Annotated in this window: 15 protein-coding genes; 5 read left to right on the forward strand and 10 right to left on the reverse strand. The window is 65.1% G+C overall.

What is annotated here, in order from left to right:
- Positions 1-108 precede the first annotated feature (108 nt).
- On the forward strand, positions 109-3585 hold the full coding sequence (locus tag NJH59_RS09590) for a NahK/ErcS family hybrid sensor histidine kinase/response regulator (protein WP_253086719.1): 3477 nt from the start codon (positions 109-111) through the stop codon (positions 3583-3585).
- On the opposite strand, the gene rmuC is transcribed toward NJH59_RS09590, so the two are convergent.
- Both rmuC and NJH59_RS09600 read right to left on the reverse strand, forming a co-directional pair.
- Complete coding sequence (rmuC, locus tag NJH59_RS09595; RefSeq protein ID WP_162484864.1) at positions 3557-4942, reverse strand: DNA recombination protein RmuC; 1386 nt, start codon at positions 4940-4942, stop codon at positions 3557-3559. The genes NJH59_RS09590 and rmuC overlap by 29 nt on opposite strands.
- A 175-nt stretch (positions 4943-5117) precedes the next feature.
- The gene (locus NJH59_RS09600; protein WP_100635013.1) at positions 5118-5543 is read right to left on the reverse strand and encodes a tetratricopeptide repeat protein; all 426 of its coding nucleotides are present in this window, start codon (positions 5541-5543) and stop codon (positions 5118-5120) included.
- A 957-nt stretch (positions 5544-6500) separates the two neighbouring features.
- On the opposite strand from NJH59_RS09600, the gene NJH59_RS09605 reads away from it, so the two are divergent.
- The 3 genes from NJH59_RS09605 (at position 6501) to NJH59_RS09615 (ending at position 8962) form a co-directional block, all read left to right on the forward strand.
- On the forward strand, positions 6501-6725 hold the full coding sequence (locus NJH59_RS09605) for a hypothetical protein (RefSeq protein WP_043862639.1): 225 nt from the start codon (positions 6501-6503) through the stop codon (positions 6723-6725).
- A gap of 335 nt (positions 6726-7060) precedes the next feature.
- Positions 7061-7543 carry a hypothetical protein gene (locus NJH59_RS09610; RefSeq protein ID WP_054914682.1) on the forward strand — a complete coding sequence of 161 codons (483 nt, stop codon included), beginning with the start codon at positions 7061-7063 and terminating at the stop codon, positions 7541-7543.
- Between the two features lie 144 nt (positions 7544-7687).
- The gene (locus NJH59_RS09615) at positions 7688-8962 is read left to right on the forward strand and encodes an OmpP1/FadL family transporter (RefSeq protein ID WP_043862525.1); all 1275 of its coding nucleotides are present in this window, start codon (positions 7688-7690) and stop codon (positions 8960-8962) included.
- Positions 8963-9003: 41 nt separating this feature from the next.
- Here the strand turns inward: NJH59_RS09615 and NJH59_RS09620 are convergent, their stop codons facing one another.
- Positions 9004-9939, reverse strand: a complete 936-nt coding sequence (locus tag NJH59_RS09620; protein ID WP_043862526.1) for a LysR family transcriptional regulator — start codon at positions 9937-9939, stop codon at positions 9004-9006.
- A gap of 113 nt (positions 9940-10052) precedes the next feature.
- Here NJH59_RS09620 and NJH59_RS09625 point away from each other — a divergent pair, with 113 nt between their 5' ends.
- Positions 10053-10319, forward strand: coding sequence for a DUF2798 domain-containing protein (locus NJH59_RS09625; RefSeq protein WP_043862527.1), 267 nt, complete (start codon positions 10053-10055; stop codon positions 10317-10319).
- Positions 10320-10326: 7 nt separating this feature from the next.
- Here the strand turns inward: NJH59_RS09625 and NJH59_RS09630 are convergent, their stop codons facing one another.
- The 7 genes from NJH59_RS09630 to cobT all read right to left on the reverse strand — a co-directional run bounded on the left by NJH59_RS09630 (position 10327) and on the right by cobT (position 16412).
- Positions 10327-10878: a glutathione peroxidase gene (locus NJH59_RS09630; RefSeq protein WP_043862528.1), complete on the reverse strand. Its 552-nt coding sequence runs from the start codon at positions 10876-10878 to the stop codon at positions 10327-10329.
- Positions 10879-11029: 151 nt separating this feature from the next.
- Positions 11030-12238 (reverse strand): MFS transporter, encoded by a 1209-nt coding sequence (locus NJH59_RS09635; protein ID WP_236176585.1) that lies wholly within the window; start codon positions 12236-12238, stop codon positions 11030-11032.
- A gap of 63 nt (positions 12239-12301) precedes the next feature.
- Complete coding sequence (locus NJH59_RS09640) at positions 12302-12706, reverse strand: MarR family winged helix-turn-helix transcriptional regulator (RefSeq protein ID WP_054914685.1); 405 nt, start codon at positions 12704-12706, stop codon at positions 12302-12304.
- Positions 12707-12746: 40 nt separating this feature from the next.
- On the reverse strand, positions 12747-13940 hold the full coding sequence (locus NJH59_RS09645) for a cellulase family glycosylhydrolase (protein WP_088514021.1): 1194 nt from the start codon (positions 13938-13940) through the stop codon (positions 12747-12749).
- 122 nt (positions 13941-14062) lie between these two features.
- A complete protein-coding gene (locus NJH59_RS09650; RefSeq protein WP_078479793.1) occupies positions 14063-14791 on the reverse strand; it encodes an adenosylcobinamide-GDP ribazoletransferase in 729 nt (242 codons plus the stop codon).
- On the reverse strand, positions 14791-15360 hold the full coding sequence (gene cobC, locus NJH59_RS09655; protein WP_104572057.1) for an alpha-ribazole phosphatase family protein: 570 nt from the start codon (positions 15358-15360) through the stop codon (positions 14791-14793). The genes NJH59_RS09650 and cobC overlap by 1 nt, the downstream gene beginning before the upstream one ends.
- Positions 15357-16412 (reverse strand): nicotinate-nucleotide--dimethylbenzimidazole phosphoribosyltransferase, encoded by a 1056-nt coding sequence (gene cobT / locus NJH59_RS09660; RefSeq protein WP_104572056.1) that lies wholly within the window; start codon positions 16410-16412, stop codon positions 15357-15359. Before cobT ends, cobC begins: the two co-directional genes overlap by 4 nt.

Here is a 16412-nt window from a genome sequence, read left to right on the forward strand (position 1 = left end):
CTGCGACGCTCTGCCACTGCGACCTTCGTCGGCGCTGACGAAGTGAGAACGGCGTGCCAGACTGATTGATCGTGGTTGGCCGTTACCGTTTTTTCGTTCGGAGTTTTCATGTCGCTGTCCAGCGGGCTGATCGCCCTGGTCGCCCTGGCCTATATGGCCATCATGTTCGCCATCGCCTTCTACGGCGACCGGCGCAGCACCCCGCTGCCGCCACGCCTGCGCGCGTGGGTGTACAGCCTGTCGCTGGCGGTGTACTGCACCAGCTGGACCTTCTTCGGCGCGGTCGGCCAGGCCGCCGAACAACTCTGGGCCTTTCTGCCCATCTACCTGGGGCCGGTACTGCTGATGCTGTTTGCACCCTGGGTGCTGCAGAAGATGGTGCTGATCAGCAAGCAGGAGAACATCACCTCCATCGCCGACTTCATTGCCGCGCGCTACGGCAAGTCCCAGACCCTGGCGGTGGTGGTGGCGCTGATCTGCCTGGTGGGCGTGCTGCCGTACATCGCCTTGCAGCTCAAGGGCATCGTGCTGGGGGTCAACCTGCTGATCGGTGCCGGGGCCGATGCCACCGGCAGCCGCGTGCAGGACACCGCGCTGGTGGTGTCGCTGGTGCTGGCGCTGTTCAGCATCGTGTTCGGTACCCGCAGCCTGGATGTGACCGAGCACCACCGCGGCATGGTGCTGGCCATCGCCTTCGAATCGCTGGTCAAGCTGCTGGCGTTTCTCGCCGTGGGCGCGTTCATCACCTTCAGTCTTTATGACGGCTTCGACGACCTGTTCAGCCAGGCCCGCCTGGCGCCCGCCCTTGACGGCTACTGGCAGGAAACCATCAACTGGCCGTCGATGATCGTGCAGACCGGCGTGGCGATGATGGCGATCATCTGCCTGCCGCGCCAGTTCCATGTCACCGTGGTGGAGAACATCGAACCGCAGGACATGCGCCTGGCACGCTGGGTGTTTCCGGCCTACCTTATCCTCGCCGCGCTGTTCGTGGTGCCGATTGCCCTGGCCGGGCAGATGCTGCTGCCCAACTCGGTGCTGCCGGACTCGTTCGTGATCAGCCTGCCGCTGGCCGAAGCACACCCGGCGCTGGCCTTGCTGGCCTTCATCGGCGGCGCCTCGGCCGCCACCGGCATGGTCATCGTCGAGGCCGTGGCGCTGTCGACCATGGTCTCCAACGACATGCTGCTGCCCTGGCTGCTGCGGCGCAACAACGCCGAGCGCCCGTTCGAGGTGTTCCGCCACTGGATGCTCACGGTACGCCGGGTGACCATCGTGGTGATCCTGCTGCTGGCCTACGTCAGCTACCGCCTGCTGGGCTCCACCGCCAGCCTGGCCACCATCGGCCAGGTCGCCTTTGCCGCCGTCACCCAACTGGCCCCGGCCATGCTCGGTGCGCTGTACTGGAAGCAGGCCAACCGCCGCGGCGTGTTCGCCGGCCTGGCCACCGGCACCTTCCTGTGGTTCTACACCCTGGTACTGCCGATTGCCGCCCACAGCGTGGGCTGGTCGCTGGAGCTGTTCCCGGGCCTGGCCTGGCTGCACGGCAACCCGCTCAACCTGCCGATCACCCCGCTGACCCAGGGCGTGGTGCTGTCGCTGGCAGGCAACTTCACGGTGTTCGCCTGGGTTTCGATCCTGTCGCGCACGCGGGTATCGGAGCACTGGCAGGCCGGGCGCTTCATTGGCCAGGAAACCAGCGCGCGGCCCAGCAGCCGTTCGCTGCTGGCGGTACAGATCGACGACCTGCTGCACCTGGCCGCGCGCTTCGTCGGCGAAGAGCGTGCGCGCCAGAGCTTCATCCGCTTCGCCTATCGCCAGGGCAAGGGCTTCAACCCCAACCAGAACGCCGACGGCGAATGGATCGAGCACACCGAGCGCCTGCTGTCCGGCGTGCTCGGCACCTCCTCGACCCGCGCCGTGGTCAAGGCGGCAATCGAAGGCCGCGACATGCAGCTGGAGGACGTGGTACGCATCGCCGACGAAGCCTCCGAGGTGCTGCAGTTCAACCGCGCCCTGCTGCAAGGGGCCATCGAGAACATCAGCCAGGGCATCAGCGTGGTCGACCAGTCGCTGCGCCTGGTGGCCTGGAACCGTCGCTACCTGGAACTGTTCAACTACCCCGACGGGCTGATCAGTGTCGGCCGGCCGATTGCCGACATCATCCGCTACAACGCCGAACGCGGCCTGTGCGGCCCGGGCGAGGCCCAGGTGCATGTGGCGCGGCGCCTGCACTGGATGCGTCAGGGGCGCGCGCACACCTCCGAGCGGCTGTTCCCCAATGGCCGGGTGATCGAGCTGATCGGCAACCCCATGCCCGGCGGCGGGTTCGTGATGAGCTTTACCGACATCACCCCCTTCCGCGAGGCCGAGCAGGCCCTCAAGGACGCCAACGAAGGCCTGGAGCAGCGCGTGGCCGAGCGAACCCACGAGCTGTCGCAACTGAACCTGGCGCTGACCGAGGCCAAGAGCCATGCCGAAGCCGCCAACAAGTCCAAGACCCGCTTCCTGGCCGCCGTGAGCCACGACCTGATGCAGCCGCTGAACGCCGCACGGCTGTTCTCCGCCGCGTTGTCGCACCAGGAAGAGGGCCTGTCGGGCGACGCCCAGCAACTGGTGCAGCACATGGACAGCGCCCTGCGTTCGGCCGAAGAGCTGATCAGCGACCTGCTGGACATCTCGCGCCTGGAGAACGGCAAGATCAACCCGGACGCCAAGCCGTTCGCCCTCAGCGAACTGTTCGACGCCCTGGGTGCCGAGTTCAAGGTACTGGCCCAGCAGCAGGGCCTGGATTTTCGCGTGCGTGGCAGCAAGCTGCGGGTGCATAGCGACGTCAAGCTGCTGCGGCGTATCCTGCAGAACTTCCTCACCAACGCCTTCCGCTATGGCAAGAGCCCGATCCTGCTGGGCGTGCGCCGCGCCGGGGACCGCCTGTGGCTGGAAGTGTGGGACCGCGGCCCGGGCATTGCCGACGACAAGCTGCAGGTGATCTTCGAGGAATTCAAGCGCCTGGACAGCCACCAGACCCGCGCCGAAAAAGGCCTGGGCCTGGGCCTGGCGATCGCCGACGGCCTGTGCAAGGTGCTCGGCCACCCGCTGGAGGTGCGCTCATCGCCCGGCAAGGGCAGCGTGTTCCGCGTCAGCGTACCGCTGGCCAACGCCGCGAGCCCGGCCCAGGCCAAGCCAGCCGAACAGGCCGGCCAGCCGCTGGCGGGGTTGCAGGTGCTGTGCGTGGACAACGAAGACAGCATCCTGATCGGCATGAACAGCCTGCTCAGCCGCTGGGGCTGCCTGGTGTCGACGGCGCGCAACCGCGAGGAATGCGCCGCCCTGCTCGACAAGGGCCTGCGCCCGCATCTGGCGCTGGTGGACTACCACCTGGACAACGGCGAAATCGGTACCGAACTGATGGCCTGGCTACGCACGCGCCTGGGCGAGCCGGTGCCGGGGGTGGTGATCAGTGCCGACGGCCACGGCGAGACCGTGGCGCGGGTACATGCCGCCGGCCTCGACTACCTGAGCAAGCCGGTCAAGCCGGCGGCCCTGCGCGCCCTGCTCAATCGTCATCTGAGCCTGGTGCAGTAAGGCCTTCGGCAAGGTTGTCGGTGCCGCCCATGGCGCGTTCCAGCAGGTCGGCCGGCAGGCTCTTGCTGGCCCGCGCGCCGAGCAGCTTGAGCTGCTCGCTGCGACTGATCAGGTTGCCGCGCCCCTCGCAGAGCTTGTTGCGCGCCGCGGCATAGGCCTTGTCGACCTGTTGCAGGCGGTTGCCCAGCTCGTCCAGGTCCTGGATGAACAACACGAACTTGTCGTACAGCCAGCCGGCGCGCTCGGCGATCTCGCGGGCGTTCTGGCTCTGGCGCTCCTGTTTCCACAGGCTGTCGATGACCCGCAGGGTGGCGAGCAACGTGGTCGGGCTGACGATCACGATCTGGCGGTCGAAGGCCTCCTGGAACAGGTTGGGCTCGGCCTGCAGCGCCGCCGAAAACGCCGCCTCGATGGGCACGAACAACAGCACGAAATCCAGGCTGTGCAGGCCCTCGAGGCGGTTGTAGTCCTTGCCCGAGAGGCCTTTGACATGGTTGCGCAGCGACAGCACATGCTGCTTGAGCGCAGCCTGGGCCACGTCGGTTTCACTGGCGTTTACATATTGCTGGTAGGCCGTGAGGCTGACCTTGGAGTCGACCACCACCTGCTTGTCGCCGGGCAGCATGATCAGCACGTCGGGCTGGAAACGCTCGCCATCGGCGCTCTTGAGGCTGACCTGGGTCTGGTATTCGCGGCCCTTTTCGAGCCCCGCATGTTCCAGCACCCGCTCCAGAATCAACTCGCCCCAGTTGCCCTGGGTCTTCTGGCCCTTGAGTGCCTGGGTCAGGTTGGTGGCCTCGTCGCTCAGGCGCTGGTTCAACTGCTGCAGGCGCTCGAGTTCCTTGCCCAGCGAAAAGCGCTCGCGGGCTTCCTGCTGGTAGCTTTCCTCGACGCGCTTCTCGAACGACTGGATACGCTCCTTGAGCGGGTCGAGCAGTTGCCCCAGGTGCTGCTGGCTGGTCTGGGCGAAACGCTGCTCGCGCTCGTCGAAAATCTTCGTCGCCATTTCGGCAAACTGTGCACGCAGCTCGTCGCGCGAGCCCTGCAGATCGTTCAGGCGCTGCTGGTGGCTGTCCTGCTGCTCGCGCAGTTCGGCGGCAAGGCCGGCGCAGCGCGCTTCGAGGCGGCGCAGCTCGGCTTCACGGGCGTTGCGTTCAAGGTTCCAGGCATGGGCGGCATCGCGTGCGTTGTCGCGCTCGATCTGCAGCAACTCCAGCTCGCGGCCCTGAGCGGCCAGGCTGGCCTGCTTGGCGGCATTGGCCTGGCCCAGGTCGCTGATTTCGTCACGGCTGGCGTCGAGTTGCGCGCTCAGGCCCTCCTGGGCCAGCAGCGCACTGCTCAGGCGCTCCTCGGCCAGTGCGGCGGCGGCCTGCCTGTCAGCCAGCTGACGTTGCAGACGCACCAGCACCACCACAGCGGGCAAAGCCGCCACCACCATTCCCAGCACGATGCTGGTCAGATCCATTGCAGCCATAGACAGCATGCTCACCCCCAGGGAAATCCCCCAGAGCTTAACAGCCCCGGGCGGTCGATCAGTGGCTCGTGAGTTGCCCGAGCAGCCGCACGGCTTCTTTGGAGCCCTGCGCGGCGGCTTGTTCCAGCCAGTAACGTGCCTGCTCCGGCTCGTTGACCTGGGGCTGGGCGCACAGACGGCCATATTCGAGCTGTGCCCTGCGGTCACCGGCCCGGGCAGCCTGGCGCAGCAGCTCGTGGCCGATGCGCCGGTCACGGGCGTTGCCGCAATCGCGGCACAGCATCTGCCCCAGCCGGCTCTGCGCCACCACCACACCCTGGCGTGCCGGTTGCTTGAGCAGGCGCCCGGCGAAGTGCTTGACGTTGGGGTTGTCGCCCAGGCGCGGGCTGTCGAGCAGCCACAGGGCCACCTTCAACGAAAAACGTCGGGGCTCGGCAACGGGGGGTTGGGCAGTGGGGCTTGGGGTTTTGCTGCGAAACTTCATAAAAAACGGCGAAGGCAACTCGAGAGGCGCGCCACTCTACCGGATTTTCTCGTGCATGGCCCGAGGGAATTCGAGGCTTTTTTTCCGTCAGGCGATGTTTTTTTTTGACACGTCAGTAGACATTTCGCGCGAGCCGAAATGCGCCGCGAAAATTGTCAGACACTTCCTGCATTGCTGGCACCCGCGTCCTAGAGCAGACCCGTATGACAATCCACAGAAGCTGTGGATAACTCGGTGGACAACCCCCTCCTACACCCCGCAAACCCCGGTAGAATGGGGCCCGCGCTCAAACTGACGATTTTTTCACCAGCTAAAAAAAGTGTTTTTTTTCATTGACTTGTACTTTCGAACTGGTCATCGCCAGGGCCCTGCCGCGGTGTAGCGCCACATTGACAAGAGGTGTTACAGGTGTGGACAGGTGCCCCAAAGCGAGGCACGGGATTGCACGAAAATGCTCCGCACGCGCGGTGGTGCCTCCTGGGGCCCTCTTCACAGAACAGCCTGAAATCGAGATAATGGCCGGCTTGGCGCACGAAAAGCACAAAGGGTTGCCACAACCTGGAAACTGCTGTAGTGTTGCCAGCGTTAGTACCAAGCTGAAACTCAATTCTGGCCAAAGCAGTCCTTGCAGCGTCCTGATCCGACAACGGAACAGCACCTGTTGAAACCAGGACCGGCCCACTTGATGACTCCCAGGTAACCATTACCTACTCTTGGCGAGTCACCCTGCAGATTGAACAGGATCTTCACACAGCGGCGCAGAACCTTAGCCCTGACGTGTTGCCTGTCTTCCTAGTACCTACCAGTCAGCCCTGGCGCCACCTAATCAATGCGCTTACCTCTGGCTGCCCTGTTCCAGTCAGGTTCTTCGCTCTAGCCCTAAAGCTTTGCGTTACTGGAACGTTTTATATGAACACGGCTCTTATGCTGTGTCTTTTGCAGGAACATCTAATAACTATGAATACATCCATCCATACTCAGGCTGCCATTCGCACCCTTAGCCAGGCATTTGCCCCGTTGAACTGCATGATCCATGCGGCGCGCAAGGGCAGCTTCAGCTTTACCCTGGTCAATGAACACGGCATTGCTCGTCACAGCGAGCGTCTGTATCCGGAGCAGTACGAGAGTGCTGAGCCGCTGCAAGCGGTGATTGACCGGACTCGCCAGGCACTGGTTGCCTGATGGTCGTCTGAGACGCAAGAAGCCCTGCCGATTGGCGGGGCTTTTTTATGCCTGAAATTCAGTGACCGCCGCGCTCGACCTGCCCTCTGCAAGGCCCGGATTCATTGGCCAAACCCCAACCACCGAAAGCGCTTTAACCCCCACGGCCTAATACCCAAGCGTCATATGGGTTATGCCAAGCCACCACAATCGATTTAAAAACAGTCCTTTACAGCATAGATATGACACTACACTTCAACTCAAGCGGCCTTGCCCGCTTCCGGCGGGCCTGACCCCGACCCACCTGCTGCCAAGCACCAGCGTCCCGCCGGCCATTTACGAAGTTCGAGGGCATTATGGCTATCGCCGCGAGCGAGTTGAGTGAATTCGTCATCCGCCCCACCCTGTTGTACCTGGGCCGCTACTGCCCCAGCGCCGAAGCCCTGCTGCTGGGCATCGCAGCCAGCCAGTCGGGCATGGGTTCGGCCCTGCACGACCGCCGTGGCCACGGCCTGTACCGCATCGGCGAACTGCGCCACCAATCGATCTGGGACCAGTTCCTGGCCCACGACCCCGAACTGGCCAGCCTGGTCCGCGGCCTCGCCAGCCAGCACGCGTTCCTCAGCGGCCCGCACCTGGAACTGACCGTCAACCTGCGCTACGCCACCGCCATCGCCTGGATGCTGGTCGAAGAAAAGGCGCTGCCGCTACCAGAATCCGACGACCTGCTAGGTCTCGCAAGAATCTGGCGTCAAACATTCCAGCCCCACGCCCGTTTACGCGACTTCACCCAGGCCTGGCAGGCATGCGTCGGCAAACCGGCACTCCAGGCCTGCTGAGAACCATTTTCAAACAACCGGATAAAATCAGCGAATCTGGTCGGATTGTCCTACAAAAACGCGGTATCTCCTGATTTAGAGCCTATAGCGCACGTCCAAAATTATTGATACTTTGCGCTCCGGTGATCCCATGGAGTTCTAATAATGAAAAAAGTAATACTCAAATCCTCACTCGGCCTCGCTGTCGCTTTCGCATCAACTCAACTCTTCGCCAGCGGTTTTGCCCTCAACGAGCAAAGCATCAGCGGCATGGGCACAGGTTTCGCGGGTCGTTCTTCTTCTGCCGATGACGCCAGCACCGTGTTTGGCAACCCTGCCGGCATGTCCCGCCTCAAACGCGAACAAGTGACCGTCGGCGGCGCGGCCATCATTGCCAAGTCCGACATCAAGGGCAGCGGCACCTTCGGCGGCAGCAACGACGGCGACATGGTCCCCGTGGTTGGCGTACCGATGGGCTACTACGTCAAGCCGATCGATGACCACTGGGCATTCGGCTTCGGGGTCTACGTGCCTTTCGGCCTGATCACCGACTACGAGCACGGCTTTGCCGGCCGCTACTTCGGCAGCAAGAGCGAAGTTCAGGTCGTGACCCTGCAACCGACCATCAGCTACGCCTTCAACGACAAGGTCTCGATCGGTTTCGGCCCGACCATCAACCGTATCGACGGCACCCTGGAGTCCGCCGCGCTGAACCGCGCCACCCCAGGCAGCAACGACGGCAAGGTCAAGATCACCGGTGACGACACCGCCGTCGGCTACAACATCGGCGTGATGGTGCAGGCCACCGACAGAACCCGCGTCGGCCTGACCTACCACTCGATGGTCGACTACAAGCTCAAGGGCGACACCAAGATCAGCGGCCCGGGCTTCGGCCCGTTCAGCGGCAGCAAGTTCGACGCCTCGCTGAAGATCAAGACCCCCGAGTCGGTCGACTTCTCGGTCACCCACGAACTGGATGACAACTGGACCCTGTACGCGGGCAGCACCTGGACACGCTGGAGCCGCCTGGAGTCCATCGTGGTCAACAACGAGGGCACCGGGCCACTGGCACCGGCACTGGGCCAGATCGCCGAAGAACAGAACTGGCACGACACCTGGGCCCACGCCATCGGCGCTGCCTACAAGCTGAACAAGGAATGGACCCTGCGCGCCGGCTTCTCCGTCGACCAGTCGCCAGCCAACAACCAGAACCGTTCGCCACGCATCCCAACCGGCGACCGCAAGGTGTTCAGCCTGGGGGCAGGCTGGAACCCGAGCGACGACATGACCATCGACGTGGCCTACTCGTACCTGATGGAAGAAGACGTCAAGATTCACCAGAGCACCGCCATCACCGACCCTTCGTTCAAGGGCTCGTACAACGCCAAGTACGAAAACAGTGCACACGGCCTGGGTGCTTCGCTGACCTACCGCTTCTGATCGCTGTTGCATGAAAAAACCGCCTTCCAAAGGCGGTTTTTTTATGCCCGCGCGCGCACGCGCCAGGCCTGCGCCAGGCAGTCCTCCACATACGCCATGAAGGCCCGCACCTTGGGTGTCAGCGCCGAGCGGTCGGCCACGCACAGGTAGATGTCCATGGGCGAGGTCTGTGCATAGGCCTGGTGGGGTTGGGCATATTCGAACAGCGGCACCAGTTGCCCGTTCTCCAGGTAAGGCCGCGCCACGAACTCGGCCAGGCGCACGATCCCACCCCCCATCACCGCCATCTGCGCCAGCACGTCGATGTCATCGCTGATCGACACATCCCCGAACTCGGCATCGAAACGCAGGCCGTCACGCACAAAGCCCCACCGCAGAAAACGGCCGTCCACCGGGTAACGAAACACCAGGCAGCGATGCCCCTTCAAGGCTTCCGGGGTACCGGGCCGGCCGGCACGCTCCAGGTAGGCAGGCGCTGCGCAACATATGAACGGGATCTGGGCAACGTGCCGCGCCAGCAGGCCGTCTTCCAGCTGGGGGGTGATGCGCACACTCACGTCAATCGACTCGCGCGCGTGGTCCACACGCCGGTCGCTCGTAAGCAATTCAATTGAAAGCTGCGGATAGCGCAGGTTGAATGCCGGCATCAGGGGCGCCAGCACATAGCGCGCGAAGGCCGAAGAAGAGGAGATGCACAACCGGCCCTGGGGTTCGCCGTCATCGGACGTGACGGCCAGCTGCGCCAGCTCCAGATCACGCTCCACATGCCTGACCTTGTCGTAATAGGCGCGACCATTGGGCGTCAACGCCATGCTGCGGGTGGTGCGGGCCAGCAGGCGCACTTGCAGATGGGCTTCCAGGCGCGCGATGTTCTGGCTCACTGCGGCGGCGCTCAAGCCCAGGGTGCGGGCCCCACCGGCGATGCTGCCAGCCTCGACCACCTTGATGAAACTGCGTATCGAGCCCAACAGGTTCACGGCCAAACTCCAGGATTCGTAAGGTTCTCTTTATAAAGACCTAAGCTGGCGTCGTCTACCTCGTACCCTGGCAGCCTGCTAGGCTGGCGCCTCCCCTACCCTCAGGAGCCTGCATGACCAGCCAGACCCGCCCTCGCCCACGCCTGAAACTCGGCGTACGCGCCACCCCCTACGTATTCGCGTTCTACATGTCGTCGATCATGGCGCTGCTGATGTGCTTCGTGATCACCGCCGCCAACAGCGGCGTCGGCGAGCATTACCTGGCCAATGTGCTCAAGGCCTACCAGCTGGCCATGCCGGTGGCCTTCGCCTGCGTGCTGGTGGTACGGCCGATCGTGCTCAAGCTGGTGGCCTGGACCGTCCACCCGGGCAAGGCCTGAGCCCGCCTCAGGGCTGCGAGGCGATGGCCTTCTCGATGGCAGCCCTGAACGCTGGATCGTCCGGCTTGGTCAGGCTGGAGAAGCTGGCTACCACCTTGCCCTGGCGATCGACCACATACTTGTAGAAATTCCACCTGGGCGCATTGCTCTGCCTGGCCAGCTCGCGAAACAGCGGCGTGGCGTCGTCGCCGCGCACCTTCTGTGGCTCGGTCATGGTGAAGGTCACGCCGTAGTTGGCATAGCACACCTTGGCGGTCTTCTCGCTGTCGGCGTCTTCCTGCTTGAAGTCGTTGGACGGCACCCCGAGCATTTCCAGGCCCTGCCCGTGATAAGCCTTGTAGGTGCTCTCGAGCCCTTCGAATTGCGGCGCGAAGCCGCAATAGCTGGCGGTGTTGATCACCACCAGCGGCTTGCCGGCGAAGCGCTCGCACAGGTTCACCTGTTCCTTGGCGCGCAGCTTGGGCAACTCGCCCTGCAGCAAGGCCGGGCAGTCGGCGGCCAGCACGGCCCCCGAACCAGCAAGGATCAATAGCGGTACCAACAGCCAGCGTGCGTACATGGTGCGTCTCCCTTGCCTGAGTGCAGGGGTTCAGCTTACGCCTAGCACACGCCCATGCCCAACTGCATCAGCGCCAGACCACCCTGGTGCCAGCCCCACCACACCAGCGCCAGCATCAGGCCAGCCAGCACCAACGCTACCAGGCGCGCGGTCATGCCGCCTCCGGCCGCGCCTGCAGCCGCGCCACCGGGCGCTCGCGCACCGGCCAGTTGAGCGCGGCAGCCAGCAGGCTGAGCAGGATCGAGATCTGCCACACCAGGTCATAGTTGCCGGTACGGTCGTACACCACACCGCCCAGCCAGCCGCCCAGGAATGCGCCCAACTGATGGAACAGAAAGACGATGCCGCCCAGCATGGACAGGTTGCGCACCCCGAACAGGGTGGCGACGGTGCCGTTGGTCAGCGGCACGGTCGACAGCCACAGCAGGCCCATGGCGATACCGAACAGGTAGGCGCTGAGCTGGGTCACCGGCGCCCACAGGAACAGCACGATCACCACCGCCCGCAGCAGGTACAGGGTGGTCAACAGGCGCGGCTTGGACATGCGCCCGCCCAGCCAGCCGGCGGTGTAGGTGCCGACGATATTGAACAGCCCGACCAGTGCCAGCACCGTGGTGCCGATGGTGGCCGGCAGGTGCTGGTCGACCAGGTAGGCCGGCAGGTGCACGCCGATGAACACCACCTGGAAACCGCACACGAAAAAGCCGAGCGCCAGCAACCAGAAGCCCGAGTGCGAACAGGCTTCGCGCAGCGCCTGCATCAGGGTCTGTTCGTGCCCCTGGCTGGGCAGCGGGTTATCGCGCAGCATGCCCACCAGCGGCACGATGAAGGCCACCAGCAGGCCCAGCACCAGCAATGCCGCCGACCAGCCCAGCCAGCCGATCAGGCCCAGGGTGCCCGGCAGCATCGCGAACTGGCCGAAGGAGCCTGCGGCGCTGGCGATGCCCATGGCCATGCTGCGCTTGTCTGCCGGCACGGCACGCCCTACCACACCCAGGATCACCGAGAACGAGGTGCCCGACAGGCCGATGCCGATCAGCAGCCCGGCACTGAGCGACAGTGACCACGCCGAGTCCGCCATGCCCATCATCACCAGCCCCACGGCGTAGAGAATGCCGCCGATGATCACCACCTTGGCCGCGCCCAGGCGATCGGCCAGGGCACCGGCAAACGGCTGGGCCAGGCCCCAGATCAGGTTCTGCAAGGCGATGGCGAAGGCGAACACTTCGCGCCCCCAGCCGAATTCGGCGCTCATCGGCGCCAGGAACAGGCCGAAGCCATGCCGCACCCCCAGCGACAATGCCAGGATCAGCGCCGCCCCCAACAGCACCCAACCGCTCGTGCGCCATACCGATGTCATTCTTGTTCTCCCAGACCGCCGCAAGGTTACACGGGTATATACCCGCTTATTGGTGTAATACGCTCAAGCCAACTGTTCCAACAGGCGCACCAGTTCATCGCGCTGACCTTCGCCCAGGTTGCTCACCAGGGCATCCTGGGCCTGCTCCCAGGCAGGCGTGGCGGCCACCAGGCGCGCCAGGCCCTTCTCCGTCAGCAGTACGATGCGGTTACGCAAGTCGGCACCTTCGGCCAACGCCACCAGGCCGTCGGCTTCCAGCACCCGCACGTTGCGACCCAGCGTGCTGCGATCCAGGCCCATGGACTCGGCCAGCACCGAGATGCTGGGCTGATCGAGGCGCTGCAGATGCCGCAGCAGGGAAAACTGGGCGACATTGATGCCGAAGCCCACAAGGGCTTCGTCATAGTGCCGGCTGACCCCACGGGCGGCCCGGCGCAGATGAGTACAGATGCAATGGCTCTTCAACATAGATGCGTGTATATACCCGGAGTTTCCAGGATGCAAGCGTTCAGTGGGGTACGCCATTGAGGGCAAGGCGTTTTCGAATCGGTTCCAACAGGCTGGAGGGCGTGCGCTTGAGCGGGTCCGGCAGGCCCTTTTCGATCGCCTGCCAATAAGCCCACGGCACTTTGGCGCTGCCCAGCTCGTAGTCCATCCCGTCCCAACTGTCTTCGCGAAAGCTGTAGAAGGCCCAGTGCACCTGCTGGCGATCGAGGGTGCCCAGTACATCCTCCAGATAGGCGGTACAGCCCGCCCAGCGGCGCATGCAGCCGAACTCGCCGGCCACCAGGCGATTGGCCGGCACCGCGTGCCTGCCGGCCCAGTCCAGCGGGCGCTGCAGATACTGCTGCACCCGGGCCTTGTTCCATTGCGCAACGCTGCCGCCAAAGGGCGCGGGCCCAGGGTAGGCATAGGGCGTGGCGCGCTCCAGGTTGGGCGCGCTGGTGGCCGCGTAGGGTTCGTACATGTGAAAGCTGTAGAGCAGGCGCTGGTCGTCGAGCGCGCCAGGCCAGTACTCGAAGGCATCGGCCGCGGCGTACCAGCCGGCATCGAGCATGACCGGGGTGAGTGGATCGACTTCGCGTATCGCCGCCACCAACTGGCGATACAGCGCCGGCAGGTCGCGGGTGCTGCCCTGCTGCTGTCGGTACCAGGCGCGCATCTGCTCGGCGCTGGCGTGCTCGGCCAGGCCGCCGAGTTTCTCGGGCGCCGGTTCGTTGATCAGGTTGTAGGCCGCCACCGCCGGATGGTCCTTGAGCGCCCGCGCCAGGTCACGCCAGAAGTCGGCGGCCTGGGCCCAGTAGGCCTTGTCCTGCCAGAGCCGGTCATCGAACTGGCCGGCGTTGTTCTGTGCCCAGCGCATGCCGGGCAGTGAGAGGGGCGTGATAACGACCTTGAGGCCTGCGGCGTGCGCGCGGTCCAGGGTGGCCTTGAGCGTGGCAAGGTCGGCGGCCGGCAGCCCTTGGTAGGTATCGGCATTACCGAGCAGAAAATCACGCTGCGCCGCTTGCCACTTGTCATAGGACAACCGCACCCAGCTCGCCCCGTAGCCGTGCAGCGCCTCGAAATAGGCCTGGTCGGGCGGCAGGCGGTTGAAGCTGTTGCCGCCATGGCGCGGCGTGTTCCAGAAGTCGATCAGGTCGGCGGCGTGGGCCGGCAGGGACGAACAGGCGATAAGGCAGGCCAGCAGCTGGTTGCGCATCGGGGCACCCCGCAAAGACAGAGGAACGTAAGGCTAGCGCTTGCGAAGGCTGACAACGCGCTGCATTCAGTTGCAAAACACTACAGATTCATGACCGCAGCGAAGAGCTCCTGACAGCCCCTTCAGAGTGCCAGGCTTACCACCACCGCCAGCTCCAGCAGCTCCAACAACGCCCCTGCTGTATCCCCGGTGGTGCCCCCCAGGCGCTTGAGCATCACCTGGCGCAGCAGCGCGAACACCAGCAGCGCCACGCCCACGGCCAGGATACCGTTCCATCCCGCCAGCACCAGGCACCCCAAACCGGTCGCCAGCAACACGGCCTTGGCTTCGCCACGCGGCAGATGCTCGGCCAGCGCCTGTCCCAGGCCGCCTGCGCGCACATACGGCGTGCACAGGAACAACCCCAGCATCGCCGCCCGCCCCAGTACCGGTGCCAGTAGCAGGCCCACCGCCTGCCCGCTGTCGACCAGCGCGAGCAACGCGCAGAACTTGAGCAGCAGCACCAGTACCAGCGTCACCACCGCAATCGGCCCGCTGCGCGGGTCCTTCATGATCGTCAGGGTGCGTTCGCGATCGCCGAACCCGCCCAGCCAGGCATCGGCGCTGTCGGCCAGGCCATCCAGGTGCAACGCACCGCTCAACCACACCCAGATGCACAGCAGCAGGGCCGCCTGCAGCATCGGCGGGCTGCCCGCCAGCAGCGTGCTGGCGGCCCACAACACCCCGCCGAACAACAGCCCCACCAGCGGGTAGCACAGCAGGGAGCGCCCCATCTGCTCGGGCGCGGGCATGCCCGCCAGGCGCACCGGCAGGCTGCTGAGAAACTGCAGGGCAATCCAGAACGCCTGCATCAGGCGGCTTCCGCGAAACGACCGTCGGCCGCGCAATGCAGACGGTGCACCGCGCCGTGCCCGACCACCACCTGCAGCAGCTGCTCGCGCGGCAGGCCGCGGGCACGGGCCAGCAGCAGGCGCATCACGCCGCCGTGGGTCACCAGCAGCACGCGCTCGCCGGCGTGGGCCTGATACGCCCGCGCCATGGCCGCCAGCACCCGCTCAGCAAACGCCGTGACCGGCTCGCCACCCGGCGGCGTGAAGGCATAAGGGTCGGCCCAGAACAGCCCCAGGCCCTGTTCGTCGGTAAGCATGAGATCGGCGGTGCTGCGCCCCTCCCAGTCGCCGAAGTGCAGCTCCTGCAGGCCGGTCTCCAGTTGCATGGGCACGCCCACCTGATCGGCAAGTTCTTCGGCGAATCGCGCGCAGCGCTGCAGCGGCGAGCTGATGATCCGCGTCCACGGCCCGCCCTCGACCACAGCCGCACGCATCTGCGCCCAGCCAAGTTCGGTCAGCGCGTCGTCCAGGCTGCCGCGCAGCCCACCGCCCAGTTCGGTTTCACCATGACGCAGCAGGTCGACGATCATGTATCGCGGTCCGCCACCGCCGCCTCGGCGAAGGTCGCCATCTGCCCGTGCAGGTCGCAGGCCATGCGCAGCAGCGGTACCGCCAGCGCCGCCCCGCTGCCCTCGCCCAGGCGCAGGCCCAGCTCCAGCAGCGGTTGCGCCTGCAACGCTTCGAGCACCCGCTGGTGCCCGGGCTCGGCGCCGCGATGACCGAACAGCAGCCAGGCCCGGCAACCGGGGTTGATGCGCGTTGCAACCAGCGCCGCCACGGTGCAGATAAAACCGTCCACCAGCACCACGATGCCTTGCTGCGCGCACGCCAGGTACGCCCCCACCAGCGCGGCAATCTCGAAGCCGCCAAAGCACAACAGCTGCTCCAATGGGTCGTCGGCCAGCGCCGCGTGGGTGAGCAGCGCGCGTTCGATCACGCGGGTCTTGTGTTCGACACCGGCAGCATTCAGGCCAGTGCCGGGGCCGGTCAGCTCGCCAGGGGTGCATTTGAGCAATGCACTGGCCACCGCACTGGCAGAGGCCGTGTTGCCGATGCCCATTTCGCCGCCGATGAACAGTTGCGCCCCGGCATCACGCGCACGCAAGGCGCTCTCGCGCCCGGCCTGCAGCGCCAGGCGCCCCTGCTCGGTGGTCATTGCCGGCACCTGGGCGAAGTTGGCGGTGCCCGCCCCGATGCGCAGATGGCGTACACCGGCAAGTTCAAGGGTCAGGTCGACCGTCCCCAGGTCGACCACCTCCAGCTGCGCACCCAACTGGCGCGCCAGCACGCTGATGGCTGCGCCGCCGCCGACGAAGTTCTGCAGCATCTGCCGCGTGACCACCTGCGGATAGGCCGAAACCCCCTCGGCCACCACGCCGTGATCGCCCGCGAAAATCGCGATCCATACCTGCCGCACGCCAGGCTTGAGCTTGCCCTGCAAGCCGGCCAGCTCCACCGCAACCTGCTCCAGCCGGCCCAGTGAGCCGGCTGGTTTGGTCAGCTCGCGCTGGCGCTCCAGCGCCTGTTCGCGCACAGCCAGGTTGATCGGCTGACACGCGTTCTGCCACCAGTTTTGACTCAT

The sequence above is a fragment of the Pseudomonas sp. VE 267-6A genome, assembly GCF_024126555.1.
In the GTDB taxonomy this organism is placed as follows: Bacteria; Pseudomonadota; Gammaproteobacteria; order Pseudomonadales; family Pseudomonadaceae; genus Aquipseudomonas; species Aquipseudomonas palmensis.

What these genes read in the sequence shown, in the direction of transcription:
- NJH59_RS09590 (WP_253086719.1), top strand. Translation starts at nt 109, where the DNA reads ATGTCGCTGTCCAGCGGGCTGATCGCCCTGGTCGCCCTGGCCTATATG.
- NJH59_RS09600 (WP_100635013.1), bottom strand. Translation starts at nt 5,543, where the DNA reads ATGAAGTTTCGCAGCAAAACCCCAAGCCCCACTGCCCAACCCCCCGTT.
- NJH59_RS09605 (WP_043862639.1), top strand. Translation starts at nt 6,501, where the DNA reads ATGAATACATCCATCCATACTCAGGCTGCCATTCGCACCCTTAGCCAG.
- NJH59_RS09610 (WP_054914682.1), top strand. Translation starts at nt 7,061, where the DNA reads ATGGCTATCGCCGCGAGCGAGTTGAGTGAATTCGTCATCCGCCCCACC.
- NJH59_RS09615 (WP_043862525.1), top strand. Translation starts at nt 7,688, where the DNA reads ATGAAAAAAGTAATACTCAAATCCTCACTCGGCCTCGCTGTCGCTTTC.
- NJH59_RS09625 (WP_043862527.1), top strand. Translation starts at nt 10,053, where the DNA reads ATGACCAGCCAGACCCGCCCTCGCCCACGCCTGAAACTCGGCGTACGC.
- NJH59_RS09630 (WP_043862528.1), bottom strand. Translation starts at nt 10,878, where the DNA reads ATGTACGCACGCTGGCTGTTGGTACCGCTATTGATCCTTGCTGGTTCG.
- NJH59_RS09635 (WP_236176585.1), bottom strand. Translation starts at nt 12,238, where the DNA reads ATGACATCGGTATGGCGCACGAGCGGTTGGGTGCTGTTGGGGGCGGCG.
- NJH59_RS09640 (WP_054914685.1), bottom strand. Translation starts at nt 12,706, where the DNA reads ATGTTGAAGAGCCATTGCATCTGTACTCATCTGCGCCGGGCCGCCCGT.
- NJH59_RS09645 (WP_088514021.1), bottom strand. Translation starts at nt 13,940, where the DNA reads ATGCGCAACCAGCTGCTGGCCTGCCTTATCGCCTGTTCGTCCCTGCCG.
- NJH59_RS09650 (WP_078479793.1), bottom strand. Translation starts at nt 14,791, where the DNA reads ATGCAGGCGTTCTGGATTGCCCTGCAGTTTCTCAGCAGCCTGCCGGTG.
- cobC (WP_104572057.1), bottom strand. Translation starts at nt 15,360, where the DNA reads ATGATCGTCGACCTGCTGCGTCATGGTGAAACCGAACTGGGCGGTGGG.
- cobT (WP_104572056.1), bottom strand. Translation starts at nt 16,412, where the DNA reads ATGAGTCAAAACTGGTGGCAGAACGCGTGTCAGCCGATCAACCTGGCT.